The sequence below is a fragment of the Vibrio sp. 2134-1 genome (assembly GCF_033339495.1).
Map to the genome: position 1 here is coordinate 332,678 of NZ_JAWOUS010000003.1, position 26,183 is coordinate 358,860.

Consider the following 26,183-nt stretch of genomic DNA (forward strand, 5'->3'; position numbering starts at 1 on the left):
CCAAGACAGCTCGCCCTTCGGGAGCGTGTCATTGACTCGGTTTCTGTGTCAAACAACTTGGAAAGAGCTGACTATTACGCTGCGTTGTTTTCCTTGACCCCGAATCAATGACAACGCTCTGAATCCTGCATCTTGAAGTCACTTGGGTATAAGAGTCATTTACAAGGAGGAGCGACATGTACCGTTATGTCAGTTCGCCAAAAGCATCGAAGTACATAGTACCGCCGCCACTGCATCGTGAGTTGTCGTGTATGGATGTGCCGGAGTCAGAACTTGAGATGCGTGAAATTCTGAACAATTGGTTTGCCGATGGATTGGCGCCCATCATTCAGAATGAAGACAATTACATCTCTGCTAATGAGCAACAGCGCTTTGAGCAGCTCAGCCGTACGGTGGGCGTGCTACTGCGTAACAAAGATTACTACTTCGCCACCAAGCGGATTCTCTCGTTGTGGGAGCAAGACTGCTTAGAAACCACTTACGTTAATTATCTGATTTTACGTAGTGAGCGCATACCATACTTCGAATAAGCCCTATTTATAGGCTTAAAATAGTGGTTTACATGGTTTTCTTAGTAACTTTTAACACCTGTATTTAACATTTTTGTAAACATCGTTATATTTAAGGCTCATCGTTGTCAGGAGTTTATGGATGAACCTTACGATATCAGGGAAGTTGCAGCTCAGTTTTGTGCTGCTAGCCGTACTTTTTATGGCATCAGCGGTATTCACGTATCGCAACGTCACCACCGTAGAGCAATACGCCTCTTCGTTACTTAAATCCGATTTACCGACCGTCGACACCAGTCGCGGTATCCAACAGTCCGTTCAAGCGTCGCTGTCTTCTATTCGAGCCTACATGTTGCTAGGTGGCGATGAAGAGGCTAGCGCACGTCTCAGTGAGGACGTACGCAATATCATGGCTTCAACAGACGAGTCGCTTCCGACGTTGCAGGCTTTGATCTCTGAACAGGATTTTCAAGCGATTCAAAACCAGTGGGATGCGGTCAAAGTCTCTTTGAACAAGCTGATTGAACTTAGCCACAGTGACGAGAACTTACCCGCGCACAACCTCTTTATTAACGAAGCGGCACCCATTGCAGAAGTGGCACTTGATCAGCTTCAAAGCTTAATCAATGAAGAGTCAGGCAACCCATTTGGTGGAGACAGAAAGCGTTTGTTTAAAGTTTACGCCGACAGTTATACCTCGCTCGCCAATGCTCTGTCTGCTCTGCGAGATTTCCTGTTGTACGGGCAGCAAGATCACCTAGACAAATACCATGACTTGATTAAGTACCACAATCAGTCTGTGGCGGAAATCGACAGTAAACTCGACAGACTGACTGATAACGACCAATCATTGTGGTCACTGTTTAAGGAAATGCAGCAACTGTACTTTCCTTTAGCAGAGCAGGTAATTGCATTGCGTCAATCGCCAGAGTGGAATGAATCAAACTTGTTAATGGCGAATGAACTGTTGCCAGCAGCGGATGCACTAGACCAAAGCTTAGAAACGATCGTATTGGCTCAGCAAAGTCGTGCTGATCAAAGTGGACAGGGTATTAATCAGTCGATCAAGAACGTACTCACCACTATGTTGATTGCTGCGGCATTGGTTTTGTTTGCCGCAGTAGCGATTTCAAAATACATGGGCAATACCATTGGTCGCCGAGTGAAAAACTTATCGGAGCGTGCAAAGACGATCGCTTCAGGAGACGTTTCTCAGCCTCCACTCACCGTTGTTGGGAAAGATGAATTGGCAGACCTTACCGATTCGATTAACCGCATGAACCAATCGTTAGCGAGCATCGTGGCAGGGGTGAGTGAGAAAGCGCACCAAGTGGATACCAGCATGGGGGCTTTATTGGAATCGGCGCAAGTCACTTCATCGAATGTTGAACAGCAACAGACCAGCATTGTTGAAATGGGAAGCCAATTGGATGAAATCGCTTTAGCCGCGCGTAACACCCTAGATCAAGCCAATCAATCAGTACAGAAGCTTTCTGATTCAAAAGGCGAGATTGAACAAGGTCGTGATGCTTTAGAGCAAAACAAAGTCACCATGGAAAGCTTGCACGGCAGCATTGAAACCGCGAGTACGCAAGTGACACAGCTAAGCAAAGAGAGCGAAGCCATTGGCCGAGTTACTGAAGTGATTGAAGGCTTGGCAGAGCAAACCAATTTATTGGCATTGAATGCGGCGATAGAAGCGGCGCGTGCGGGTGATCAAGGACGAGGTTTTGCGGTCGTGGCAGACGAAGTACGTATGTTAGCGACGCGCACTACTCAATCGACGACAGAAATCAACGGCATCATCAATGCGATTCAACGCTCGACCAATTCGGTGGTTGAGGAGATTGAACACAGTCAATCACTTGCGGAGCAGGGTGCTGAGCACATTGAAAAAGCGGTAACTCGTTTGCTCGTCACGACCGAGCAAATTGGTTCTTTGAATGAACAAATGGCAGAGCTTGCGGCAGCGGCAGAGCAGCAATCTCATGCGACCAATTCGATAACTGGATTGATGTCCGGTATTACTCAATCAGTGGATGAGGTTTCGAATAACAGCCAACGCGCATCAGAGACATCATTGCAAGTAAAAGAGCAAGTTACCGAGCTGAATCAACAGATGGCAACTTTCAAAACGGCATAGATAAGGTTTACGTCTGTTCATCTACTTTTGAACGTTAACCAAATAGTAAAAAAGCCCCAATTCTTTTTACACAAAAAGGATTGGGGCTTTTTGTTGGATGATACGCCGATATTCGTCTACTTGCTCATTGGATTTGGCTATTTAAATCATAGCTAAAACCAAATTTTCTTCACCGAGCCGGAGTCGTAATATGACTCCATCGGCAGCAAATACTGCAAAAGAATTTTTAAACTTTATACCAATCCTGGTAAGAGAATCGTTCGTTACTACGATTGGTATCATCCTTCTAGGAGCAAGATTATGAACAAACAAGTAAGCCTAATTGGTCTAGACAGCGAACAATCAGCACAACTAGCTCAACAGTTAAATCAACTGCTAGCGCATTACCAAGTGTTGTACATGAACTCTCGCGGTTACCACTGGAACATTAAAGGTGCGCAATTCTTCGAACTGCACGTAAAATTTGAAGAGATCTATACTGATCTACAAACAAAAATCGATGAGCTTGCAGAGCGTATTCTAACTTTGGGTCACACGCCAGCGCACGCATTCAGCAACTACTTGGAAGCAAGTGAAATTAAAGAACATCAAAACGCGACTTCTGGTGAGGAGTGTGTACAAGGTCTGGTTCAAGGCTTTAGCGTTCTACTTCTAAAACAGCGTGAGATTCTACAAAACGCGGGTGAAGCAGATGACGAAGGTACAGCGGCATTGATGGGTGACTACATCCGTGAGCAAGAAAAATTAATGTGGATGCTTAACGCTTACCTACAAGGCTAAGCAGCGCATCACCCAAGTAATCCTTGGGAACGCATGAAACAATCGGGAATAAGTCATAAGGGGCACGTTGGTGCCCCTTTTTTTGTTTGCGTATTTTATATGTGTGCTTTAGTTGCGTGGTAAGGATTGGAAACGGCTCAATAAATCGCTGAGTTCATTAAGCGCCAACGAGGCTGAGTCATTGAAGGTTTCTTGATTCCCATGGTGAACAAGGCAAGAGGGCATCTGCGCGTTATACGCGGCCTGTAAGTCGTAAAGGTAATCGCCGACATAAAGCACTTCATCAGGCATCAAACGCCACTCTTTCGCTAATACCTGCAGAGACAAAGGGTCTGGCTTGGGCGGGAAGCATTCACGAGTGATGACTCGCTCCACTGAGATTTGGTTGTGTTCTAGTTTGCGCTGCGTGGCGATTTGGCAGTTGCGCGTCACGATAGCGGTTTTGATTTCATTTTGATGCAAGTGGGCGAGCAATTCATGGCAGCCAATCATTGGAGCAGACTGCTCAGCATCAGAAATCTCGTAATCAAATATCACGTTATGAGCGTGCTCTCGATGATGAGGATGCTCAAGTGCGTCGACAAAATCCAATAGATCTTCACTCTGCGGACAACCTAGCTGTTGTCGCAATTCGCCGAAGTTCATATCAGAACTCACCAAGGTGTTGTCTAAATCAAACACCACGGCTTTAATTTTATCGAGCTGTAAAGGGAATGGAATCATAATGACCTCGTACAACTTAACCGAACTATCGTTTTAAAAAACAAAAGGTTATTGTTAAGTTTAGATTCTTCTGCTTAGATTGTACGAAAATAAATCACTAGTACGTCACAAATTAAATAGTCTTAACGATTTTAGTGTTTGATTACCTTTCCTCAAGACGAAATATTTTGCCGCTGTCGGTAGAAAAGTAGATATAACCATCGGGGCTGATGGTTATATCTCTTATTCGCTCACCAAGATTCTCCATTAATCTTTTTGATTCGGTAAGGTTGCCATTATCAATAGAAACCACGTTGATGTGCGCCAGTTTCAATGCGCCTGCGAGGATTTTCCCGTCCAATTCTGGGTATTTATCACCACGGTACAAAATCATATTACTGGGCGCGATAGAAGGGACGTATACCAGCTTGGGATCTTCCATTCCCGGTAACGACTTAGCTTCCCCAACGTCCAACGGTCCCCAATATTCTTTACCATGAGAGACTTTTGCCCAGCCGTAGTTCGCGCCTTTCTTGATTAGATTAATTTCATCGCCACCGCGTGGTCCATGTTCAATCGACCACAGCTGTTTTGTTGCTTCGTCGTAAAACATACCTTGTGGGTTGCGGTGCCCGTAACTCCATATCTCAGGACGAGCTTGGGAAGGTTTGAATGGGTTGTCTTGCGGAACCGAACCATCAAGGTTAAGGCGCACAATACTGCCAGCATGGGTTTGAGTGTCTTGGCCATTATCACGTTCGCCACGGTCACCGATTGAGAAGTAAACTTTGTCGTCAATAAATGAAATTCGACTGCCGTAGTGGCGACCCGTGTCGGTGATGGCATCAGCAACAAAGAGATCGTTCCAACCTACAAGCTGATTGTTTTGCAATTGCGCCGTCGCTAACGCCACCGTATTGCCTTTGCTCGTGCGCTTGCTGTAGGTAAAGAAGAGTTGCGGGTTTTGCGTATCGGCATTCGGTGCGCGCGCGACATCCAATAAGCCGGCTTGTCCACTGGTGTTCACATTGGGGACGTTAAACAGCTTTTGAGGTTTGCCTGTGGTGATATCCAGCAACGAAACCGTACCGTTCTTTTCATTGACAATAACGCGTTGGTTATCTAAAAACTCGATCCCCCAAGGGATCTGAAATCCATTCGCCACCTCGTTCGCGCGGTATTCGGCAGCGTTGGCAGAAAAGGATAAACAAGTGAGTAGGGCAGCAGCAATCGTTCTCATGGTTCCTTCCAATATGAATCGTGTTAATACTTAAAAGCTAACACTAAAAGACTATGTTTGGCAGAGATTCACTTGTATATGAATGTAAAAAATCCCCGATACGAGATCGGGGATTGAATTAAGGCTAGAGAATTGTTTAGTTAGCGAGATTACATCGCTTCTTCGAAGATCTTAGAAATTTCTTCGTGAGTTGCTTGTTTAGGGTTAGTGAAACCACAAGCGTCTTTCAGTGCGTTGTCTGCTAGTGTTGGGATGTCTTCTAGTTTCGCACCAAGCTCTTTGATACCTGCTGGGATACCCACATCTTTCGCTAGAGTAACGATAGCGTCGATTGCTGCCGCTGCACCTGCTTCAGCAGACATGCCTTCTACGTTTACGCCCATTGCTTTTGCTACGTCACGTAGACGCTCAGGACATACTTGCGCGTTGTAACGCTGTACGTGAGGTAGAAGAATCGCGTTACAAACACCGTGCGGAAGGTCATAGAAACCACCTAGCTGGTGTGCCATTGCGTGTACGTAACCTAGAGACGCGTTGTTGAATGCCATACCCGCCATGAACTGCGCGTATGCCATTTGTTCACGAGCTTCTAGATCTTCACCGTTTTTCACTGCTGTGCGTAGGTAAGCTTGGATAAGCTCAATCGCTTTAATTGCTACCGCATCAGTGATTGGTGTTGCCGCGATAGATACGTAAGCTTCAATCGCGTGAGTTAGGGCATCCATACCTGTTGCCGCAGTTAGCGAAGCAGGTTTAGCGAGCATTAGCTCTGGATCGTTTACCGAGATAAGCGGTGTTGTGTGCTTATCAACGATTGCCATCTTGATGTGACGCTCTTCGTCAGTGATGATGCAGAAACGCGTCATTTCAGATGCAGTACCTGCCGTCGTGTTGATCGCGATAAGTGGCATCATTGGTTTTGCAGATTGGTCTACGCCTTCGTAATCTGCGATTTTGCCGCCGTTAGATGCAACAAGCGCGATACCTTTCGCACAGTCGTGTGGTGAACCGCCGCCTAGAGAGATAACGAAGTCACATTCGTTATCAGTAAGAAGTGCTAAGCCGTCGTTAACGTTGCTGATAGTTGGATTTGGTTGAGTGCCATCAAACACAACGGTTGCTACATCGCGCTCAGTGAGAAGGTCTTGAACTTGTTTGACTACACCGATTTGGTTAAGGATCTTATCCGTAACGATCAAACCTTTTTTAAAGCCTTGAGATTGGATGCTGTCTGCTGCGTCTTTCAAACAACCAGCGCCCATTAGGTTTACCGTAGGGATAAAAAATGCACTTGTCATATTGGATAGCTCCGTCGTTATTTTTAATAATCTTTCTTAATTTGCCATTTACTGTCGCACATTCGTTTCCAGATTGAAGTTGATCTAAAGCAAGTTTACCCACTTAGAGGTACTTGCAAGAGAAAAACTGTGACAGTGATCTTGTTGCACTGCGTATAAGTGCAACACTGATATAAAGTAGAACAAATATGAAACTATGGACGCAAACGATTGGCAGAAATTGACTTCTGACGCGGATATATCTCTAAATTCGACTAAAGTATAAAAAATCCCCATTAATAACTTAATTATCAATGGGGATAGGGAAGTGTTTTATAAGCTAACTACTAATAATTAAGCTATTTTAATCAGTTTTGATACTAACTTTTCGATACCTGAAGCCGCTTGAGAGATATTCTCTGCCAACATGTAAGCAGGGGTTGAAAGTACGAGGTGTTTTTCATCAAAAACGATGTCTTCGACAGGGCACGTGGTGTGTTCACCGCCCATTTGATTAAATGCTATTGAGACTGCCTCATCGTTGCCTACCGTTCCTTTCACGCCTTGCTCATAAATCATCGGAATAATGACAGGAGAAATACACAGATAGCCAGCTGGTTTTTTCGCATTAGCAAACGCGCGACAAGCTTGAGCTACGTGTGTGTTAATGGAGCACTCTGCACCTGAAACGGCGAAGTCGGTTAAGTTTTTCGCGGCACCAAACCCACCTGGAAGCAGTAGGGCATCGTATTCATCGACGTTAAGTTTGGCGACATCGTCAATATTTCCGCGTGCAATACGAGCTGATTCGATCAATACGTTACGTGTTTCATCCATTTCGTCACCAGTTAGGTGATTGATGACGTGGAGTTGGTCAATGTTAGGTGCAAAGCAGTGCCAAGTTGCACCTGCCTTCTCGATGGCGTAGAGCGCCAACACTGCTTCGTGGATCTCAGAACCGTCGTAAACGCCTGAACCACTTAAAATGACTGCGACTTTTTTCATGTTTGGATTCCTTTACTCTGAACGTTCCTTAGATTGCTCTTCGCTATCTAGACCATGCGTTTCCGAATGTGTTTTAACGTTTTCACTCTCGTTGTCATCTTCATCATAGTAGCGCACAACAAAGGGTGTAAGCATAACACTAGAGGGCAGAAAATGTTTCATATCGACTCCAACGGCTTAATAGAATGATTTTTATACTGATTTTTATAAAACAGTACGTTGAACCTGATCATTTTTGAGTTAAGCTGACGTTTCCTTTGGCATTCGTGAGTGGTAGGTCACATGAAATCAGTGCAATTTCGTTTCACACTTTATGGTTGTATCGCGATTCTCTCTTGGAGTTGTCTGCTTGGCATCGCGAGGTTGGTTACGGAGAGTTTAGGTCCTGTAGGCGGGGCAGCCATGTTGTACTCTCTTAGCTCTGTTTTCCTTCTTATCGTGGTCGGTATTCCAAAGTTGTCTTACTTTTCTCCCAAGTATCTTGCGCTTGGTGGTGCGATGTTCGTCTGTTATGAAATATTTCTCGCTCTATCTTTGGGATATTCCAACTCGCGCGCGCAGGCAATTGAGGTGTCGATTGTCAATTACCTTTGGCCCGCACTGACGGTTTTATTTGCGGTCCTTGGCAGCAATAAAAAAACAAACTGGTTGCTTTATCCCGCAGTTACGCTGGCGTTTGTTGGGGTTGCTTGGACTGTGAGCGGTGAGAATGGCTTATCCATAACTCAGATCATGTCCAATGTTAGTAGTAACCCTCTGGTGTATTTTATGGCTTTCGCTGGCGCGGTTATATGGGCTTTTTATTGCAACTTAACCCAAAGGCAGCAATCTAAACATAATGCGATTACCCTGTTTTTTATTGCAACAGCTGTTTCGCTTTGGGTCAAATACGCGTTTACGGATGAGCCACCAATGACATTCAGTTGGGAAGCGATGGGGTACTTAGTGGCCTCTGCGGCTTTAATGGCTGGTGGTTATGGTTTATGGAATATCGCGATCGTTGGCGGCAATATGGTTTTTCTCGCCACCTTGTCTTACTTCACACCCATTTTTTCCGCTTTATTTTCTTCCATTATTCTTGGCGTAACTCTGAGCCATAGCTTTTGGCAGGGCGTTGTGATGGTAACGGTGGGCTCGCTGATGTGTTGGTTAGTCACCAAAGAGAAGCGCGAAGCGGCTGGGTAAGTTACCAACGAGATCAGAGAATTTAAGTGAGCAACGAACAGATCTCCCTTGCGAGCTGTATTCGAATACGAAGAAACTAAATCGAAAAAATTAAAAAAGCTCCCGAGATTGGGAGCTTTTTATTGAGTTTTAACGGCTCTTTGGTGGCACTCTAATAAGCGACGTTCAAGTGTAGTTGAAGCTTGAATCTGTGCTTCGACAGTCGCTTGATAAGCTGCTTACGAGTGTGCTCTAGTGTATCAAGCTCCAATGTGTCGTCATCAATATGTACGTCCACATTTACTCGTAGCTCTTGGCCCACCTTCGTTACGCCAGCCAGTTTCAATTGATGCTCAGTTACTTTTTCAATCTCAAGAACATCTTTGCCAACGCTCTGACACAGCTCTTTGCTTGGTGCCATCATTAGTAGTTCACGTAAGGCACCTACTAGCATATCGAACGGTACTTTGAGGAAGTAAAAGCCCATTAAAACCATCATCATGGGGTCGGCATATACCGCATACTCAGAGAATGGCGTTAGTGAAACAGCCCAAGCCGAGATAAATCCTACGGTCACCGCCACACTCAACAAAGTATCCATTTGCCACTGTTTTTTCTCCGCTTCAATCAAGCCTGATGAGAAGCGGCGGCTGCGTTTCGCCATAAACCACCAAGCGTAACCACAACCGATAACATTCACGATGCCGAATAAGGTCGCAATAGAAGCATCGACCTCGCGACCTCCAGACATCAATGCTGATATCGCAGAGTAGAGAGAGAAGCTTACAACCACTAAAATGACGGCTGCTTTTATCGCAATAACGATTGGTTCTAAGACCGCTTTTCCAAATGGGAATACAGATTTTGAAGGCTTGTTAATATAGTAAGAAGCGGCCAGTGACAATAAAGTTAACAGTAAGCTGACCAAAGAGTAAACACCGTCAAACACGATGACAATTGATCCTACAAGCAAGCCAAGTACCATACCACCAGCAGCGAACCCAGATGCCAAAAGGGCTGAAATGGTTAGAATACGGTTTTCGTTTTTGCTTGTCCTGTCACACATAAAAGATGCCTTTGAATTTTAATACCTTACTATTCTTCGCTCATAAGGTAATTTAGGCAACCACAAAGTGACCAGTAACTAATCTAAAAAAATTCGTTTTTATTTATGTGATTATAAAACAAAGACTTACTGTGATTCTTAGGTGTCAACAAAATTGACGCTCACTGATAAAATGTTTAGAAGTCAAATAAATACTCGCTCAATTTATCTGCTAACCACGTCATTGCTGGATGCTCAGTATGGCCGTTAGGTGAAAACATACAGTAGTCTTCTTGCGTCAATCCGTATGTGTGTTTGATAACGGCGAGCTTCTGCTGACGAAGGTAATGGCGGATTAATGGTTCTGGAAGCACGCCCCAAGCGTCTTCTTCTAAGATGGTGTTCAGCATGTAGTCAAAACTCGAAAAACCAATATATCGAGTCGAGAAAGGTTGCAGTTCAGGGTTGTCTTTCTCATTTAGGTACACCATTAGTGCTTGCATCTGACTACGTAGATCTTCGTCTGAGACACGGCGCATCTTACTTAGGCGGTGTTCTACACTGCATACTGACATCATACGTATCTTACCTAAAGGGTTATATACGATACGAGGATCGTCTACTCGCTCATAATCAACGCCGAAAGCAAAATCTACTTGGTGGGTACTGACCAAGTTGGCTAAGTCGCCACTGGATGCCAAGATTAAGTTGAAGGTTGTTGAAGGAAAGCGGTTATTCAATGTATGAGATAATTCTTGCCAGAGATCATCAGGTAAGGAGTCGTCACGTGCTACCCAAACTTCCGCGTTAAACCCTTCCGAGATTTGAGCGCAGGTCTTTCTGACCCGTTGTGCGATGATAAGTAGGTGTTCGCAATCTTTGTAAATGGCTTTCCCAGCTTCAGAGAGGGTGAGCTGGTTGCCAGTTCGGTTAAACAATTCAACGTCGAGATCTTTCTCTAATGCCTTAATCGACATGCTGAGTTTGGTGCGATTGCAGTCGAGTTGCCTTGCCGCTTCAGAAACAGAACCACACTCAGCGATGGTGCAGAAGGCTTCTACTTGAGTTAAGTTCATGATTTGACACAACCAATAAATGAATTCAAATAATTTGGGTATTATGCAGATGCGCTCCCAAAGCCATGAAAGATTATCGAAAAAAACGCGAATCCGCCAGATAAGTCTATGGTCTTTTAACGGTTTTGCGGTAATCTATGTGGGTTACAAAAAGTGAACATGGAGGCCACGATGGCACAAGATTGGGACGGCTTAGCAAAAAACTGGGAATCAAATCCAGCAACAGAGCAATTTGCGCAGTCGGTGTTTGAGCAGTTACAACAGCTAACTCAGCTTGATGGCATTAAAGTACTAGATTTTGGATGCGGAACAGGGCAGTTAAGTCAACGATTGTCACCGATGGTTAAAGACATCGTAGCATTAGACGCATCGGAAGCCATGATTGAGGAACTCGATAAAAAAGAGCTCGTCAACGTAGAACCTGTGGTAGATGCATTATCTCGCGGCTTGGTCGCTCAGCACCCTGCGTTTCGTGGACAGTTCGACTTGGTGGTTGCATCATCAGTTTTAGCGTTTGTGGAAGACTTAGACGCGTCATTAACGATCTCGCATTCTCTACTTAACCACGGCGGCTATTTTGTTCATTTTGATTGGATTGCAGAATGTGAACAAGACGGTTTTACCCTTGCGAAGTCTGAGCGTGCACTGAAAGAAGCAGGCTTTACTGAAGTTGAATCGCAACACGTTTTTGACATTACATCTGATGGTAAAACAATGTCGGTATTAATGGGGCTTGGTCGTCGCTAATACCGCTGAATAAAGAACAAAAAATGACAAAAGCGAGCTAACAAGCTCGCTTTTTTCTTATCTGCTGAGGGTATATGTAACTTCACTTGCTCTAAACGAGCGTCGTGGTGCAGGCAAGGACATACTCGAACAACTAAGTCTTCGGAGGTTATTTTGAGACGACTATCCTGCGTATCTCCTCCAGCACTTCAGGGTTGGCTATTGCGCCTAAATTTTCGACGCTTCGGTTGTTAACGACTTGCTTAACGGCTAACTCGACCAGCTTTCCTGAGCGTGTCTTAGGTATATCGCTTATTGCGTAAATTGCACTAGGTACATGCCTTGGAGAACATGCAGACTTTAGCTGTGCTTTGATGGAAGCGATCATCTCGTCATTGAGCTCTACCCCTTTGACTAATTGGACAAACAGCCATATTTGTTCGTTGCGATCGACTTCTTTTCCTACTGCGATCGAATCTAGAATACCGTCTATACAGTTCACTTGCTGATAGATTTCGGCCGTGCCGATTCTTACGCCACCAGGATTCAACGTGGTATCACTTCGACCATAAAATACGTATCCCCCAACGCGGGTCTGTTCAACATCATCGCCGTGGTGCCAAATATTGTCGAATTTATCCCAATAAGCACGATGATATCTCTCACCGGTGTCGTTCCAAAAGCCAGCAGGGAAGTTGGGTAATGAATTGGCACAAACCAACTCACCGCGCGCTCCCATTACGCTATTACCTTGTGGGTTAAAGACTCGGACATCGACCCCTAACCCTGCTGATTGGCACTCTCCCCGATAAACGGGAGAAATAGGGTTGCCTAATACAAAGCAGCCACAAATGTCTGTTCCGCCAGAAATCGAGGCGAGGTGTACATCTTCTTTAATGTGCTGATAGACATAATCAAACTGTTCTGGATACAGAACAGAGCCCGTTGAGCAAATGGTTTTCAGACTTGGAAATGCATCACTTTTCTGCGGAGAAAAAGATGCTTTTTCCAGCGCCTCTAGGTATTTTGCTGAGGTTCCAAACAGCGTCACTTCGGCTCGTTCTGCGAGGTCCCAGAGCACATCATGAGTGGGGTAAACAGGGCTACCATCAAAAATCACCAAACATGCACCGCTCGCGAGTGAAGAAACGTGCCAGTTCCACATCATCCAGCCGCAGGTTGTGTAGTAAAACACTCGGTCGTTCGGTTGAATATCGCAATGCAGTTGATGCTCTTTCAAGTGATTAAGCACCGTTCCGCCGACGGAATGAACGATGCATTTCGGTTTGCCAGTTGTGCCTGAAGAATAGAGCACAAATAGCGGATCGTTAAAATTCACACGAGTAAAAGTCAGCGCTTCGGGGGTGTATTGATTCAGGACGTTTTGCCAATCTTGGGTGCAGACATCGCATTCAAAAATGTGTGGTTTAAGGTAGCTAATTTGGCAAACTTGTTTAAGACCATCAAGATGATCCGCAATATGCTGGTTTTTCTCAGACATATCGAAAGTTTTGCCATTGAATGTATAGCCATCACAAGTAAACAGGATTTTGGGTTTCACTTGACCAAAGCGCTCCAAAACGCTTTCGACGCCAAAATCAGGTGAGGTGGAAGTCCAGGTCGCCCCCAAACTACTGGTTGCTAGCATGGCTACCACCGTTTGAGGTAGGTGAGGTAAATAACCAGCGACGACATCACCTTGCTTAATTCCACATTCTTTCAACCATTGCTGCACACTCGAAACTTCTTCGCACAATTGTTTCCAGGTGTAGGTCTGTTTTTCTTCACGTTCATTTTCAAACCAAATCGCGAGATCATCGGGTTGGTGACACGCGTAGGTTAGCAAATTTTCGGCGTAGTTAATTTGCGCGTTTGGGAACCATTTTATATCCCTATTTTCAACAGGTTGCTGCCAGCGACTTTCTGCTCGCTCTTTTATGGTCTCTCCCTGAGTGCCAATGACGTCGCAGAATAGCCAAACTTCTTGCCAAAATTTTTCTACATGATCGAGTGACCATTGATGCAGATCAGCGAAGCTTTCAAGGGTATTTCCTTGTCGATTAATGTGTTCAATAAACTGTGTAATGTTGGCTTCTTCGATACGACTTTCGCTCGGTTGCCATACTTTGCTGCTCTCGCGCATAGGTCCCTCTATAACAAAGTGATAACAGGTTTTAGTTTGAGAGGAATACACGATAAAGTCAAACAAGCCAGATATTATATCGTGTCATAAAAATCATGCAGTTACGATTAGTTGTAAACAATATGTTACATCGGGATGATGCTGAGAAAATCGCGCAGGGATTGGAAGCTCTTAAGACTACAGATAGGCTTAATGTAAAGGATTTGTTAATGGAGATGAGCCATGACCCAGTATCGTTCTAAACCCGTAAACCAGGAAGGCAGGGTTGAATGGAGCCGTGAAGAAGACGCCATTTGGCGAGATTTGGTAACACGACAAATGGGTGTGATCCAAAACAGAGCTTGTGAGGCTTATTTACACGGTTTGACGCTGCTTGATTTACCTCAAGACCGCGTTCCTCAGTTGCCAGAAATTAATCGTGTCTTGATGGAGACAACAGGTTGGCAAGTGGAGCCCGTTCCCGCGCTTATTGATTTCGACCGATTTTTTAATCTACTCGGTAATAAGCGCTTTCCAGTCGCCACATTCTTGCGTACAAGAGATGAGTTCGATTACTTACAGGAGCCAGATTTCTTCCACGAAATATTTGGTCATTGCGCGATGTTAACCAACCCAGACTTTGCTGCATTTACCGAGCATTATGGTCAACTAGGGCAAGCCGCTACCCCAAAACAAAGAGCCTATCTCGCTCGCCTCTACTGGTTTACCGTAGAGTTTGGCTTGGTGAAAGAAGGGGACAAAACCAAAATTTACGGTGGTGGTATTCTCTCATCTCCTGGCGAAACCCTCTACGCATTAGAGAGTGATGCAGCAATTCGCGACCCATTTGAATTACAAACAGTGCTGAGAACGCCTTATCGTATCGACATCATGCAACCGAAGTATTACGTGATTGATGACTTTTCTCAGCTCTTTAAAATCAGTCAGTTAAATTTATTGAAACAAGCCGATCTAGCGATTGAAGCTGGACTGCTTCCTCCACTTTTTGAACCAAAGGAACCTGCTCATGTTGAATGAACAAAAATGCGAAGCTTGTAGTATCGATGCCATTGCACTAAGCAAAGAAGAACAACAATCTCTGCTGCTGCAATTGTCTGATTGGCAGATCATTGAAAGAGAAGACATACCTCAACTAGAAAAGGTGTATAAATTTAAGAACTTCAAACAAGCATGGGCTTTCAGTAACAAAATCGCGGAACTGGCAGAAGATGAGTTCCACCATCCTTCTATTTTGTTGGAGTGGGGTAAGGTTACCGTAACGTGGTGGAGTCACTCTATCAAAGGTCTGCATAAAAACGATTTTATCTGCGCATCAAAGTGTGACGCGCTAGCATCGGCAGAGTAGGACATTACCTCATACAAAAAACGCCCGGCTTACGTCGGGCGTTTTGGTTCTAAATGACTTTTACATTACTTTATAGATTGATTCGGAAGACGGATGTCGTGCCCGATACCTCATTGCCAACGACGATAAAATGACCACCGTTACGGGTAAAGTAATTAATGGACTCTGGACCTAAATCGCCTGCTTTTGGATTGTATGTGTCGTTCATGCATTCGCCATCTTCGACTTCTGTACATACTGGCTGATTGTAATCACGGCGGTTTACGTAATGCATAAACTGCGCTTGTTTCGGGTCTGTGATGTCATAAATCATGATACCGCCTTGACGCTCCAAGCCGATAAACGTGTAATGACGACCGTTAATTTGTGCTACTTCAATCGCCTCTGGCTCAATACCTTTATCATCACTTCGGTCATCCCCACTACTATTGTTATCGTTGGTGCTGTTGAAGTTCTTGCCTTCATTCAGCAGCGCGATAGTCGCGAAATCGTCACCACTATCGAAGACCAACTTGCCGTTTTCATCCCAAATCGAGAATGAACGCGCGCCAAATGATTGAACATTCTCTTGTGCAGAAAGCGTTTGTTCCGGCTTAATCACTTTTAAACGCGCGAGTTGTTTGTTGTCTTTTAGTGCCTCTGCCAATGGGTGTTCTGCTGCCACTTTCAGCTTCTTACCGCGCACTTCATCAATATGGCTTAAACAGGTTCCTTGCTCAGATGTATATTCATCTGTACCGAGGTAATCGTCTTCATCCCACATAAAGCCAGCTTTGTCGCACAGTTCTTGAGTGGTTTTGAATCCGTACTCACGCCCGTCGCCTTCATTTGCCGATACGATGTAAGTACTCCCATTCACTGAGTAGCTGTCGATGGTGTCAGGCATAAATAAGCCAACCAGTTGTGGGTAGCTTTTCAAGTTCCCAATGATTTTGTCTTTGTTGGATGCATCGAGTTTAGCGCCCGACCAAGACTTCTCACCTAAGCCAACAATTTTTTCTACCGATTTGCTCTCTGGATTGACGATTGCCATGGCGTTATTTTCTTGTAGCGCGACATAGATTTTACCGTTATCTGCAAAAGTGAGGTATTCAGGCTCTAGATCTTGTGCGACGGTGGCGTTTGGCCCCGAAATACGCACATTCATTGGGAGCTCTGCTTTTCGTGAACCATCAAATTCGTTAAAGCCAATTTGTGTCACTTCTGCTTGAGTAACACCAAGGCTCAGATCGATCAAAGTGATACTACCTTCAGGGTCAATGCTGTAATCGCTGTTTGGTTCTCCTTCATTAGCGGTTGCGATGTATCGGCCATCTTTTGAGAAGCCAACCATTTCTGGCAATGCGCCTGTTGGGAAAGTCGTGACTAATGACAAATCGCCGGAGCGGTACAAGCCAACAATACCATTCGCTTGTTTATTACTGTTTTCAATCGCAACTGCTACCAAACCATTGAATACAGCGACACTGTTTGCTGCGCCAATTTCAATGCCCGCTGCTTCGCCAGCGCTGTTGAGATCAATGAATGCGCTTTGCGTTGGTACGCCGTTGTCATCCATAGACATTACATCGATACGTTTTGCTTGAGCATTCACCACATAGAGCTTATCTGTACAGGCGTCATAACTGACGATTTCAGCTGCCGATGTGTCGAATGGAGCATCAGCAACGGATGTCCCGATAAACGTTAACCCTTGAATTGAAGTTTCCCCAGCAACGGGCGCAGTGGTAGGTTTGCATTGTGTAGCGAATGAAGCCACGGTATCTTCGGGTTGTGATGAACACGCGATGGCAAGTGATGACAATGCGAGTGCACCGATTGCCTTTAAAGGGGTGATCATGATATCTCCTTATCAATCCGATAGGTTGTCAATCAGCATGGGTTTTATGCTGCTGTCCATTTCCGCAACTGGAATGATAGAGCGCTGAATGACGTGTGATTTGGTAAGGCTCTGAATATATGTATGATTGATGACTCTTATATTGGCTTTTTATGAAACTAATGTGTCATCAATATGATGAGGTAGGGATAGAGGAATAATGGAATTAAAATCGTTTTTAGATTTATTGGCAGCGTCACCAGAGCAGGTCGAATTTGAAGCAACGATGGCGGTGATCGAAGATAACTATACGTTTGAGCCAACCGCTTTTGTAAATGGTGAGACACAAAACAATGCAGGCGAGAACAACGGTTCGTGTAAGATCTTCGCTTTCGGTTTGCTAAACAACCTAGACAAAGAAGCGACGCTAGCCTGCTTTGGCCGTTTTTATCGTGAAGATGTATTGCAGCATCCAGAGAACAGCGATCACCAGAATATTCGTAATTTTATGGTGACAGGGTGGGAAGGCATTAAGTTTGAAGCGTCCGCTTTAACCGCTAAATAAACACCAGTCAGAAAACGATGATCAGTAAGCCAGTCGTATTACGCGACTGGCTTTTTTTCTAGACATTTTCGGCACAAACACAGCTGGTTGGCGCTTGGCTTGGGTAAATCACGGGTTTCAATAGTAAAGCACCAGCATGTCTCTTTGCCTGCGGCGATATCACAATGGGCTTGAGTCCCGCATTCAGGACAACTGTGTGTTGAATCTTCTCCTGCGATTTGTTCGATAATCGCATCTCGTTGGAGATCGGTTTTGTCTTTCCATTGGATGATTTCATCCATCGTTCGGTGACAACCAGAGCATATTCCGGCGTTATTTTTACATGCTGCTCGACAAGGTGACTTCATTGCTTTCTCGTTCTCATTTTTTATGCCGCGTACTCTAGCATAAAGCGAGTCAAGGCCGCCAAAAATAAACGTGACTGCGATTTGCTGGTGAGGAGGGAGAACCAGTGTTACCCTTGGGCGAGTTACCTTAACTCTCTGTCACTTATGTTAGAAAAAGAAAACCTCATTAAACTCGCTAGAATGCAAATGCCATTTGGGAAATATGCAGGGCGAGTGTTAATCGACCTGCCTGAAGAATACTTACTGTGGTTTGATAAAAAGGGCTGGCCAAGCGGCGAGCTAGGGGATTTGCTCAAGCTATGTTTAGCGCTCAAAATTGAAGGCTTAGATGGTGTCGTGAAGCCTTTGAAGCGTATGTAACTAGCCACAGAAACTCCCACTCTTAATGAAAAGACTTATTATGAATTTTGATATCGATGCACTGAAACATCACCAATTGGTCGAAGATGGTAAACTAGAGGGATGCTACATTCATCAGCCAGCTCAAGGTAGCCAACACAATGACAAAGCTGTTTTGGCAGAGCGCCAAGCGTTGGAAAAGTTGGGATATAAGGTAATACAGCTTAAAGCTAAAGGCGGGACAACAACGTTTGCCGAGGCGATGCAAAAGCTTGCGAAGGAAACTGGTCACCTGCCTAAGGAGTAAGTGAGTGTAACCTGCCACAGCCTTACAAGTTCTCCCACCAGACTATTTTTTCATTCAAAAGAGCCAGACCGTTAGGCTGACTCTTTTTGGGCCATTCAGTCCTAGCACTGTATCCTTTTGGTGTGTGTACCAATTAGATTATACCGTTTACAATTGAGAACGCTTATTTAGAGAAATAAGTATCCACGCAAATGTACATGCTTTATCAGTGATTTAACTATAGGAAATCTAGAGAAAGGATTAAAGAGTAGATTCTTCAGGATCTGCGTATAAAATAGAATCAAGAGCCCAATCGGATAAATCATAAGAGAAGGACTCTGTACCATGAAGCATTCCCCACATTGAGTTAATATTTCTTATATCCCAATTGCTTATGTCCTGATTAAAAGATTTGGCTCCGTAGAACATAATATAAGTACTATTCACTCCAGTAACATCCCAGTTGGAGATGTCTTGATTAAAATTCTCTGCTTGATAAAACATACCTTTCATGTAGTGCACAGAACCCGTGTTCCAAGATGAGATATCTCCATTAAATTTACTCGCTCCATGAAACATATACGACATATATCGTACACTAGTTGTATCCCATTCTGATAAGTCTTGGTTGAATTTTCTCGCCAGATAAAACATGTAGGACATATTTTCAACATTACTTACATCCCAGAGATTTATGCTATGATCGAATGATACAGCATTAGCAAACATACCTTCCATAGTCTTGACTTTGCTTACATTCCAGCTTGAGATATCCTGATCGAAAGACTTTGCCTTAGCAAACATTCCATTCATATCCTCAACCTTGCCAACGTTCCAGTTTGAAATATCTTGGTTAAAAGAGCTAGCACCACCGAACATAGTTCTCATATTGGTCACATTGGAGACATTCCATTTTGATAGGTCTTGATTAAAAGAGTCTGCTTTCCAAAACATTCCCGCCATGTTGGTTACATTACTAACATCCCAATTAGAAATATCCTGGTTAAAGGAATGCATTTCATAAAAAAGCTTACTCATATCTGTTATTTCAGAAGTATCAACGTTTGATATATCCTCCTTGAAGTAGAGCATCGCCTTAATATCATCGACAGTAACCTTCATTGGAAGAAATTTGGGTCTATGCTCATCCGTCAGCGCTGAAGTCATTTCATCATCATCGTAATTGAAAGTCATATAGTTGGCCACATTCAAGACATTCCAAGCACTCAAGTCCTGATTAAAGGTCCTAGCCGCAAAGAACATGGCTGTCATATCCGTCACATTACTAACATTCCACCCCGATATGTTCTGGTTGAAAGAATGAGTATGGCTAAACATATTGGTCATATTGGTAACGTTACTAACATCCCATCCAGAGATATCCTGATTAAACGCTTTAGCATCATGAAACATATAGGACATGTTAGTAACGTTACTAACATCCCATCTAGAGATATCTTGGTTAAATGTATGCCTATGAGCAAAAAGTCTACTCATATCTTTAATTTTAGAAACATCTACCTGAGTTACATCTCTACCTGCTTTGATCATTTCAACCAATTCTTGCCGCATAAGCGGATGTGTTGGGGTAGCTTCTTTTTCGCAGCCTGCCAGTAAAAATAATCCTATCAAAAGAATTGGCTGTAACTTCTGCATTATCTTCCCTTATTCAATAAAACTTAACCTGTTGTATATTATGTCTATTCTACTATAAAAAACAGACGAAGCTTTCCATATACAAGGTGCCCCTCTAAATTTTAGTTGACCACTACAACACAACTGTTCAGCATATGTTTTATTTTTAAACTCCATATCAGCAATGGCTAACATACTTACAGTATCTGTTTATATTAGCCTCAATGTTGTTTCTAATGACTTATCCCCAATCATCAAATGAATGATTGGTACGTTCACGTCATTATGTTCCAGTCATACTGCAAAAGTGCTTCTACCGATTAGTATGCTAGGATGCTCACCATCTTTTAACCGCAAAGAATTTTGTTAACTGTCCATTCTTCTTCACAATATCACGAACTTGGATGCGGTATATCTCTAGTGTTGTCATTCCACTATCCAAGAATAACCTCATTAGACAAGCATTTAGCTCTGGTATTTAGGTAATGACCTTGAAGAGTCAAGCTTTGCCTTTATCCTCGGTGAGCGTGGGTAGTGCCATGTGTGTTATTTCCTGTTTTACATCAAGAAACACACACGCTAGCAGTGGCAAGCTAAGAAATCAGTGATCTAGATATTGGTGTGATTGGCTTTAAGGGAAAACTGAATGATTGTCATTGCTCATTCATTTGCAATGAATAAAAATTTTTTATAGGCCAAAATTAAGTAACGTCAGGCGGAGCATGTGAACTAAAACGCTTTTGTCCAGAAATTTTACCGTGGGCAACTTCTAACGCAAAAGTGCCCCAAAACTCGCTAGACCAAACACTCTAGAAGATCTGTGTCGTTCATTTTACCCTACGAAAAGTTATCCGATAGAATGTAACCCAACACTATTGAGCCTTCATTGTGCCTGTTTGGTCTGTCAAATTGTCTATTTAACTGGTTAAATCATCAGGTAATCTTTTTGAGGATGATAAATAACTGAAAATATTGTTATTATCCTTTTTATTTATCAGTAAAACCGACTCCCATGAGATATGAATCCGCTCCGTAGCCCAAAAAGAAAGACAAGAAACAACTAGAGAACGAGTAGCTCGCCAACGTCGAGAGCGCAGGAAGAGGGAAGAGTTGAGGTATACCGCGAGCGATGAAAAGCGAAGGACAGAAATTAGAGAGAGGGTTCTTAGAGATAGACAAGAGGCTGGATTAGGTCAAATCTCTCAAGGTTTAAAAACGCCTCAAATTCTGAGCGATTCTACCGGGCAACAGTGTTCACTTGAAGATGAAATGGCTAAAAATCATCAACATATACTTATTACTGATTTAGAAGATGCGCACAAGATATTGCATAACGTTTGGCTCGATTCTGGTTGCGAGTATTAATGCAGCAAAATCATGGTTCAACCACACAGAGCCGATGTTTGACGCCGCGTCTATTGCTAAGCAATTCGGGGATATGAACATTAAGGCGGATCTTGTTGAGAGCAGAGGAAAAATCATTGTCGCATTCAATGGGACAGATCAGAACGGGAAAGCACTCAAACATGCGTTTGTGAATGGCGCTCGTATCAACATGAACCGAAAAAATACTCGCTTAACTCATTTAAAGCAATGCAACCGGGTTTTAGCCCGAAATCTAGGGTTGCAAACTTTAAAGGTGCAGGAGCTTTAACGTTTGTTGTATCGGCGAGTATTGCTGCCAGTGACCTAGTGTTTAAAGATGATTACCACCTAGTGTATTGGTTTGGGAATGTTCGCTCTGACATGTTCAAATTTATACTCCAGAGCGCACATGGTGAGGCCGCGTTGTTTGCTGCTGCTTTCTTAGGTCAACCAATAATTATATGTGCAATTGCTGTAACAGCGACAAAACTTATTTAAGGACATGGACTGCATGGAATCCAAAAACGAGTCTAATCGACGCCCTCTTGCAGTGCGTAAAATCTCAGTTATCAAACGAATTGCTATTTGGCTGAGCCAAAAAAACATTACCCCTAACCAAATCTCACTGATGAGCATCCTCTTTGCCGCTATTGGCCTTGCTTTTGCAGCTAGTTATCGCTTCTGGCCTACGCCAATTTGGTTAGTGCTGTTCGCTCTGATGGTTCAAATGCGGTTATTGTGCAATCTATTTGACGGAATGGTCGCTGTAGAAGGTGGGAAGAAAACCCCTGCTGGTGAGTTGTTTAACGATGTTCCAGACCGTATTGCCGATCCGCTGTTGATTATCGCTGCTGGTTTCGTTGCTCATTCAGCATTTTCTATGCCTCTAGCTTGGATTGCGGCACTATTAGCGGTACTCTCAGCTTACATTCGCGTTTTGGGTGTTAGCATGGACTGCTCGGCCGACTTTCGAGGACCAATGGCTAAGCAGCATCGAATGGCCCTACTCACAGTAACTCTTTTAGTAATGGCGATTAACCATTGGTTTACGTTATCACTTGGCATTTATTTGATGGACATATCGCTTGCAATCATGGTAATTGGCTGTGCTGTAACTTGTTGGCGTCGTTTGGTATGTATTTTTAATGCTAAAAAAGAACTCGCTAACTTATTATTGAACCATGAAAAAAATCATCAGGCCAAGCATTCTAAGTCTCTAACAGCCAACGAGACAATCGATAAGGCGGTAGGTGAAACTAACCATGATTAATATCCCTACGCATTCGTTATACATGATGGCCGCCATCACACTCGTACTAGTGATTGGCACTTTGGTTTACCTGTATTTGTCACGCCATAATCTTAATAAGGATTACCACGAGCTTAAACTTCGCATTCGTTCTTGGTGGTGGATGATCGGAATCGTCTTTGTTGTGCTCTATCTGCCCACTCAATACACGCTGATTTCTGTCGCCTTTTTGAGTTTTATGGCGCTGAAAGAGTTTCTCTCTGTAGTACCAACGCGCATGACAGATCGACGTGTGATCTTCTGGGCTTACCTTTCGATCCCGTTTCAATACTACTGGTTATCAATCGGTTGGTATGGCATGTATATCATCTTTATTCCTGTCTTCACCTTCCTCTATCTTCCAATGGTCGCGGTGCTGATTGGTGATACCAAAGGTTTCATTCGCTCAGCAGGTATCATTCACTGGGCGCTAATGCTGACGGTATTTTGTGTTAGTCATATGGCATATTTATTGGTATTGCCCAGCAAGAATCCAGAGACCGGTTCAATGGGAATGCTACTGTTCTTATTGGTATTCACTCAGTTTAGTGATGTTTGTCAATACGTATGGGGTAAGAGCTTCGGTAAACACAAAATCGTACCGAAAGTCAGTCCAAACAAAACATGGGAAGGCTTTATTGGTGGTGCGGCAACCATCATCATCACTAGCTATTTTGTGGCACCTTACCTGACACCATTAACTTCAGTTCAAGGTTTAGTTGCAGGGATGATTATCGCCTTGAGTGGCTTTATTGGCGATTTGGTAATTTCATCGGTTAAACGTGACTTACAAATTAAGGATACCAGCCAGTTTATCCCCGGCCATGGCGGCATTTTAGATCGTATTGATAGCCTGATGTTCACCGCCCCCTTATTCTTCCACTATATTTATTACCTCTACTACTAAGAAGACGATATGAAAATTTTAAAAGTTTTGTTCGTCTTGCTGTTTGTGAAACCACTGGTGTTTGTTGGTTTGGGGCTCAACATCATTAATCGGCAAAATCTGCCAAGCAATGGTCCTATGGTGGTCGCGGCTAACCACAATAGTCATCTCGATACTTTGGTATTACTGGCACTCTTTCCTATCAGTATGGTACATAAGGTGCGTCCTGTGGCAGCAGCCGATTACTTTCTCAAAAACAAAGTATCAGCATGGTTATCACTCAATATTTTGGGCATTATTCCCATCCATCGTTCACCGAGTAAAAGCGAGCGGCATACTGTATTTGATGAGTGCCATAAGGCACTTAATCAAGGAGATATCTTGATTGTCTTTCCTGAAGGTAGTCGCGGTGAACCTGAAACTATGAGCGGGTTAAAGAAAGGGATTTATCACTTAGTTAATGAACATAAAACTTGTCCTGTCATTCCGGTGGTGATGCGCGGATTAGGTCGAGCGCTCCCTAAAGGAACAGCGATGCTTGTTCCTTTTAACTGTGATGTTGTATTGGGAGTGCCAATCGCGAGGTTTGAAAATGCAGATGACTTTCTAATAACCATGCAAGTTGAATATCAACAGCTTGCACAAGCATGTATTGTGACTAACCACGAAGAGTAGATACGTTCTAGCTCGACAGTACTCCATTATCGTTTAAAGCAAGAGCCCCAAAAACTTAGGGAATCCGTTTGTCTTACTAGATCCGAACCAGCAATTTTGGACACTGAATTAAGTAATTTTCTATACTTGAAGTTACTCGTACATTACTAATTTAAGTAGAAGTTCTAAGTAACTTTGCCCACCTGCAAGCTATAGTATTTTCTCAAGCTATATTAAGTTCTTAAAACCGCAGAGCTTAAATAGTGTGGTTAAGCCTTTGATTCGGATGTGGCCTGCCTTTGTAATCTCTTTCCCCAAAATACAATGTGTTTTGCTTTACAGGAGTCAGAGTGCCTGGCTCCTTTTCCCTTTGCTTGTCGTGAGCTCTACCATCTTGGTCGTAGAGTATTGGTTACCGAAACCATTAACTCATGTTAGTGAAAGGAAGTTCCTGAACCCTATAGTGCTTCTTTCACCAATCTTCTGTTTGGGCCATTATTTCTAACATCCAGTCGCGAAATAGCATAAGATACACGGCCTTTACTAGCACTGAGCCACTCATCGTAATGACAGATAAAACACAGCAAGCGACATTTGCCGATCTTGGCCTGATTCCAACATTAGTCGAGCGACTAGAAGCGTTGGAATACAGCCAACCGACGCCTATTCAATCCCGTGCTATTCCTGATATCCTTGAAGGGAAAGATATTATTGGTGGTGCCAATACGGGTTCTGGTAAAACCGCTGCTTTTTCGCTGCCAATCTTGCAAAAAATTGTTCAGCAAGACGGATCAAACAATCGCCGTGGTAACTTCGTTTCTCACCTGATTTTAGTTCCAACTCGTGAGTTGGCATCACAGGTGGCATACAACGTCAAATCTTACTCATACCATCTTAGAGATAAGATCAAAACGGTTGCCGTATTTGGTGGTGTATCGGTGAACCCACAAATGCTAGCGCTTCGCGGTGGCTGTGACATTATCGTAGCTACGCCGGGTCGATTACTTGATCTGGTATCCAGTAACGCGATTAAGTTGAACCAAGTAGAAACGCTCGTCCTTGACGAAGCCGACCGAATGTTGAGCCTCGGATTTACCGAAGAACTCAATAAGATTCTTGCGTTACTGCCAGAGAAGAAACAGACGCTGTTATTTTCTGCAACTTTCCCTGATAAAGTCACGACGCTGGCTCAGCAGTTGCTCCGCGACCCTGTTGAAGTTCAGTTGCAGAGCGCAGAAGCCAGCACTTTGGTGCAGCGCGTGTTTAGTGTAAATAAAGGTGAGAAGACGGCGGTACTCGCGCACTTAATCAAACAGCATCAGTGGCGACAGACTCTGATTTTTGTGAACGCTAAGAATGCCTGTAACCATTTAGCTCAAAAGTTGTCAAAACGCGGTATTACCGCTGAAGTTTTCCATGGTGATAAAGGGCAGGGCGCTCGTACTCGTGTCCTTGACGGTTTTAAGTCTGGCGAGATTCAAGTTCTTATTGCCACCGATATCGCAGCACGCGGCCTTGATATTGAAAAACTTCCAGTGGTGATTAACTTCGATCTTCCGCGTAGCCCTGCTGATTATATGCATCGAATCGGTCGTAGTGGTCGTGCTGGTGAAGTAGGTTTAGGGTTATCTCTTATCGATTACGACGACTACCACCATTTCAAAGTGATAGAAAAGAAAAATAAGTTCCAACTTGAACGCGAGCAGGTAGTCGGTTTTGAAGTGGAAGACGATCAGAGTGAAGCCTACTTTTTACCAATGAAGCCGCGAGCGAAGCCAGCAGGTACGGGTAAAAAGAAGAAAAAGCGTAATCAATAGAAAACGTAAACTACATGTGAGTTTACT

The 26,183-nt window shown here is 43.8% G+C and carries 25 protein-coding genes and 1 pseudogene; 15 read left to right on the forward strand and 11 right to left on the reverse strand.

The features are described 5' to 3' along the window. Positions 1–176: 176 nt before the first annotated feature. The 3 genes from R7R78_RS06105 to R7R78_RS06115 all read left to right on the forward strand — a co-directional run bounded on the left by R7R78_RS06105 (position 177) and on the right by R7R78_RS06115 (position 3,432). Entirely contained in the window at positions 177–530 is a 354-nt protein-coding gene (locus R7R78_RS06105; RefSeq protein WP_005453713.1) for a hypothetical protein, read from the forward strand. A gap of 121 nt (positions 531–651) precedes the next feature. Next, positions 652–2,652 (forward strand): methyl-accepting chemotaxis protein, encoded by a 2,001-nt coding sequence (locus R7R78_RS06110; protein ID WP_054577124.1) that lies wholly within the window; start codon positions 652–654, stop codon positions 2,650–2,652. A gap of 300 nt (positions 2,653–2,952) precedes the next feature. Further along, positions 2,953–3,432: a Dps family protein gene (locus R7R78_RS06115; protein ID WP_005388254.1), complete on the forward strand. Its 480-nt coding sequence runs from the start codon at positions 2,953–2,955 to the stop codon at positions 3,430–3,432. A gap of 108 nt (positions 3,433–3,540) precedes the next feature. Here R7R78_RS06115 and R7R78_RS06120 read toward each other — a convergent pair whose 3' ends face one another. From R7R78_RS06120 to R7R78_RS06140, 5 genes are all read right to left on the reverse strand, one after another. Continuing rightward, positions 3,541–4,155 carry an HAD family hydrolase gene (locus tag R7R78_RS06120; RefSeq protein WP_017634376.1) on the reverse strand — a complete coding sequence of 205 codons (615 nt, stop codon included), beginning with the start codon at positions 4,153–4,155 and terminating at the stop codon, positions 3,541–3,543. Between the two features lie 142 nt (positions 4,156–4,297). After that, a complete protein-coding gene (locus R7R78_RS06125) occupies positions 4,298–5,374 on the reverse strand; it encodes a PQQ-dependent sugar dehydrogenase (RefSeq protein ID WP_053303757.1) in 1,077 nt (358 codons plus the stop codon). 149 nt (positions 5,375–5,523) lie between these two features. Continuing rightward, positions 5,524–6,672, reverse strand: coding sequence for an L-threonine dehydrogenase (gene yiaY, locus R7R78_RS06130; RefSeq protein WP_005442614.1), 1,149 nt, complete (start codon positions 6,670–6,672; stop codon positions 5,524–5,526). Between the two features lie 333 nt (positions 6,673–7,005). Continuing rightward, complete coding sequence (gene elbB / locus R7R78_RS06135) at positions 7,006–7,656, reverse strand: isoprenoid biosynthesis glyoxalase ElbB (protein WP_017634378.1); 651 nt, start codon at positions 7,654–7,656, stop codon at positions 7,006–7,008. Positions 7,657–7,668: 12 nt separating this feature from the next. Next, the gene (locus R7R78_RS06140; protein ID WP_017634379.1) at positions 7,669–7,818 is read right to left on the reverse strand and encodes a hypothetical protein; all 150 of its coding nucleotides are present in this window, start codon (positions 7,816–7,818) and stop codon (positions 7,669–7,671) included. A gap of 120 nt (positions 7,819–7,938) precedes the next feature. Here R7R78_RS06140 and yddG point away from each other — a divergent pair, with 120 nt between their 5' ends. Beyond that, complete coding sequence (yddG, locus tag R7R78_RS06145; RefSeq protein ID WP_005389394.1) at positions 7,939–8,841, forward strand: aromatic amino acid DMT transporter YddG; 903 nt, start codon at positions 7,939–7,941, stop codon at positions 8,839–8,841. A gap of 151 nt (positions 8,842–8,992) precedes the next feature. Here the strand turns inward: yddG and R7R78_RS06150 are convergent, their stop codons facing one another. Both R7R78_RS06150 and R7R78_RS06155 read right to left on the reverse strand, forming a co-directional pair. Further along, positions 8,993–9,886 carry a cation diffusion facilitator family transporter gene (locus R7R78_RS06150; protein ID WP_053303754.1) on the reverse strand — a complete coding sequence of 298 codons (894 nt, stop codon included), beginning with the start codon at positions 9,884–9,886 and terminating at the stop codon, positions 8,993–8,995. A 176-nt stretch (positions 9,887–10,062) separates the two neighbouring features. Further along, positions 10,063–10,941 carry a LysR family transcriptional regulator gene (locus R7R78_RS06155; RefSeq protein WP_005375568.1) on the reverse strand — a complete coding sequence of 293 codons (879 nt, stop codon included), beginning with the start codon at positions 10,939–10,941 and terminating at the stop codon, positions 10,063–10,065. Between the two features lie 171 nt (positions 10,942–11,112). On the opposite strand from R7R78_RS06155, the gene R7R78_RS06160 reads away from it, so the two are divergent. Continuing rightward, positions 11,113–11,688, forward strand: a complete 576-nt coding sequence (locus tag R7R78_RS06160) for a class I SAM-dependent DNA methyltransferase (RefSeq protein WP_017821100.1) — start codon at positions 11,113–11,115, stop codon at positions 11,686–11,688. A gap of 148 nt (positions 11,689–11,836) precedes the next feature. Here R7R78_RS06160 and R7R78_RS06165 read toward each other — a convergent pair whose 3' ends face one another. Beyond that, entirely contained in the window at positions 11,837–13,810 is a 1,974-nt protein-coding gene (locus R7R78_RS06165; protein WP_225473277.1) for an acetoacetate--CoA ligase, read from the reverse strand. A 222-nt stretch (positions 13,811–14,032) separates the two neighbouring features. On the opposite strand from R7R78_RS06165, the gene phhA reads away from it, so the two are divergent. Beyond that, positions 14,033–14,827, forward strand: coding sequence for a phenylalanine 4-monooxygenase (gene phhA / locus R7R78_RS06170; RefSeq protein WP_005375564.1), 795 nt, complete (start codon positions 14,033–14,035; stop codon positions 14,825–14,827). After that, entirely contained in the window at positions 14,817–15,155 is a 339-nt protein-coding gene (locus R7R78_RS06175; protein ID WP_005375563.1) for a 4a-hydroxytetrahydrobiopterin dehydratase, read from the forward strand. The genes phhA and R7R78_RS06175 overlap by 11 nt, the downstream gene beginning before the upstream one ends. 70 nt (positions 15,156–15,225) lie before the next feature. Here R7R78_RS06175 and R7R78_RS06180 read toward each other — a convergent pair whose 3' ends face one another. Beyond that, entirely contained in the window at positions 15,226–16,995 is a 1,770-nt protein-coding gene (locus R7R78_RS06180; RefSeq protein ID WP_225473278.1) for a choice-of-anchor I family protein, read from the reverse strand. Between the two features lie 199 nt (positions 16,996–17,194). Here R7R78_RS06180 and R7R78_RS06185 point away from each other — a divergent pair, with 199 nt between their 5' ends. After that, entirely contained in the window at positions 17,195–17,539 is a 345-nt protein-coding gene (locus R7R78_RS06185; RefSeq protein ID WP_005375560.1) for a HopJ type III effector protein, read from the forward strand. Between the two features lie 38 nt (positions 17,540–17,577). Here the strand turns inward: R7R78_RS06185 and R7R78_RS06190 are convergent, their stop codons facing one another. After that, positions 17,578–17,886: a cysteine-rich CWC family protein gene (locus R7R78_RS06190; protein WP_080276966.1), complete on the reverse strand. Its 309-nt coding sequence runs from the start codon at positions 17,884–17,886 to the stop codon at positions 17,578–17,580. Positions 17,887–18,030: 144 nt separating this feature from the next. Between R7R78_RS06190 and R7R78_RS06195 the strand changes: the two genes are divergently transcribed. Further along, entirely contained in the window at positions 18,031–18,246 is a 216-nt protein-coding gene (locus R7R78_RS06195) for a DUF3820 family protein (RefSeq protein WP_206952771.1), read from the forward strand. Positions 18,247–18,286: 40 nt separating this feature from the next. After that, on the forward strand, positions 18,287–18,532 hold the full coding sequence (locus R7R78_RS06200) for a hypothetical protein (protein WP_033906842.1): 246 nt from the start codon (positions 18,287–18,289) through the stop codon (positions 18,530–18,532). Positions 18,533–18,772: 240 nt separating this feature from the next. On the opposite strand, the gene R7R78_RS06205 is transcribed toward R7R78_RS06200, so the two are convergent. Continuing rightward, positions 18,773–20,167 (reverse strand): BspA family leucine-rich repeat surface protein, encoded by a 1,395-nt coding sequence (locus R7R78_RS06205; protein ID WP_053303747.1) that lies wholly within the window; start codon positions 20,165–20,167, stop codon positions 18,773–18,775. A 991-nt stretch (positions 20,168–21,158) separates the two neighbouring features. On the opposite strand from R7R78_RS06205, the pseudogene R7R78_RS06210 reads away from it, so the two are divergent. From R7R78_RS06210 to R7R78_RS06230, 5 genes and pseudogenes are all read left to right on the forward strand, one after another. Further along, positions 21,159–22,009 (forward strand): annotated as a pseudogene (locus R7R78_RS06210) (hypothetical protein). 4 nt (positions 22,010–22,013) lie between these two features. Beyond that, entirely contained in the window at positions 22,014–22,781 is a 768-nt protein-coding gene (locus tag R7R78_RS06215) for a CDP-alcohol phosphatidyltransferase family protein (protein ID WP_080996661.1), read from the forward strand. Continuing rightward, positions 22,774–23,706 carry a phosphatidate cytidylyltransferase gene (locus tag R7R78_RS06220; RefSeq protein ID WP_017635765.1) on the forward strand — a complete coding sequence of 311 codons (933 nt, stop codon included), beginning with the start codon at positions 22,774–22,776 and terminating at the stop codon, positions 23,704–23,706. The genes R7R78_RS06215 and R7R78_RS06220 overlap by 8 nt, the downstream gene beginning before the upstream one ends. A 9-nt stretch (positions 23,707–23,715) precedes the next feature. Beyond that, complete coding sequence (locus tag R7R78_RS06225; RefSeq protein WP_225473279.1) at positions 23,716–24,360, forward strand: lysophospholipid acyltransferase family protein; 645 nt, start codon at positions 23,716–23,718, stop codon at positions 24,358–24,360. A gap of 545 nt (positions 24,361–24,905) precedes the next feature. Beyond that, positions 24,906–26,156, forward strand: a complete 1,251-nt coding sequence (locus R7R78_RS06230) for a DEAD/DEAH box helicase (protein ID WP_053350636.1) — start codon at positions 24,906–24,908, stop codon at positions 26,154–26,156. Positions 26,157–26,183: the final 27 nt, after the last annotated feature.

Bases quoted from the DNA above. Each gene is read 5' to 3' on its own strand.
- R7R78_RS06150 (WP_053303754.1), bottom strand. From the start codon at position 9,886: ATGTGTGACAGGACAAGCAAAAACGAAAACCGTATTCTAACCATTTCA.
- yddG (WP_005389394.1), top strand. From the start codon at position 7,939: ATGAAATCAGTGCAATTTCGTTTCACACTTTATGGTTGTATCGCGATT.
- R7R78_RS06140 (WP_017634379.1), bottom strand. From the start codon at position 7,818: ATGAAACATTTTCTGCCCTCTAGTGTTATGCTTACACCCTTTGTTGTG.
- phhA (WP_005375564.1), top strand. From the start codon at position 14,033: ATGACCCAGTATCGTTCTAAACCCGTAAACCAGGAAGGCAGGGTTGAA.
- R7R78_RS06230 (WP_053350636.1), top strand. From the start codon at position 24,906: ATGACAGATAAAACACAGCAAGCGACATTTGCCGATCTTGGCCTGATT.
- R7R78_RS06105 (WP_005453713.1), top strand. From the start codon at position 177: ATGTACCGTTATGTCAGTTCGCCAAAAGCATCGAAGTACATAGTACCG.
- R7R78_RS06215 (WP_080996661.1), top strand. From the start codon at position 22,014: ATGGACTGCATGGAATCCAAAAACGAGTCTAATCGACGCCCTCTTGCA.
- R7R78_RS06220 (WP_017635765.1), top strand. From the start codon at position 22,774: ATGATTAATATCCCTACGCATTCGTTATACATGATGGCCGCCATCACA.
- R7R78_RS06225 (WP_225473279.1), top strand. From the start codon at position 23,716: ATGAAAATTTTAAAAGTTTTGTTCGTCTTGCTGTTTGTGAAACCACTG.
- R7R78_RS06195 (WP_206952771.1), top strand. From the start codon at position 18,031: ATGTTAGAAAAAGAAAACCTCATTAAACTCGCTAGAATGCAAATGCCA.
- R7R78_RS06110 (WP_054577124.1), top strand. From the start codon at position 652: ATGAACCTTACGATATCAGGGAAGTTGCAGCTCAGTTTTGTGCTGCTA.
- R7R78_RS06180 (WP_225473278.1), bottom strand. From the start codon at position 16,995: ATGATCACCCCTTTAAAGGCAATCGGTGCACTCGCATTGTCATCACTT.
- R7R78_RS06115 (WP_005388254.1), top strand. From the start codon at position 2,953: ATGAACAAACAAGTAAGCCTAATTGGTCTAGACAGCGAACAATCAGCA.
- R7R78_RS06205 (WP_053303747.1), bottom strand. From the start codon at position 20,167: ATGCAGAAGTTACAGCCAATTCTTTTGATAGGATTATTTTTACTGGCA.
- yiaY (WP_005442614.1), bottom strand. From the start codon at position 6,672: ATGACAAGTGCATTTTTTATCCCTACGGTAAACCTAATGGGCGCTGGT.
- R7R78_RS06125 (WP_053303757.1), bottom strand. From the start codon at position 5,374: ATGAGAACGATTGCTGCTGCCCTACTCACTTGTTTATCCTTTTCTGCC.
- R7R78_RS06175 (WP_005375563.1), top strand. From the start codon at position 14,817: ATGTTGAATGAACAAAAATGCGAAGCTTGTAGTATCGATGCCATTGCA.
- R7R78_RS06120 (WP_017634376.1), bottom strand. From the start codon at position 4,155: ATGATTCCATTCCCTTTACAGCTCGATAAAATTAAAGCCGTGGTGTTT.
- R7R78_RS06165 (WP_225473277.1), bottom strand. From the start codon at position 13,810: ATGCGCGAGAGCAGCAAAGTATGGCAACCGAGCGAAAGTCGTATCGAA.
- R7R78_RS06160 (WP_017821100.1), top strand. From the start codon at position 11,113: ATGGCACAAGATTGGGACGGCTTAGCAAAAAACTGGGAATCAAATCCA.
- R7R78_RS06185 (WP_005375560.1), top strand. From the start codon at position 17,195: ATGGAATTAAAATCGTTTTTAGATTTATTGGCAGCGTCACCAGAGCAG.
- elbB (WP_017634378.1), bottom strand. From the start codon at position 7,656: ATGAAAAAAGTCGCAGTCATTTTAAGTGGTTCAGGCGTTTACGACGGT.
- R7R78_RS06155 (WP_005375568.1), bottom strand. From the start codon at position 10,941: ATGAACTTAACTCAAGTAGAAGCCTTCTGCACCATCGCTGAGTGTGGT.
- R7R78_RS06200 (WP_033906842.1), top strand. From the start codon at position 18,287: ATGAATTTTGATATCGATGCACTGAAACATCACCAATTGGTCGAAGAT.
- R7R78_RS06190 (WP_080276966.1), bottom strand. From the start codon at position 17,886: ATGAAGTCACCTTGTCGAGCAGCATGTAAAAATAACGCCGGAATATGC.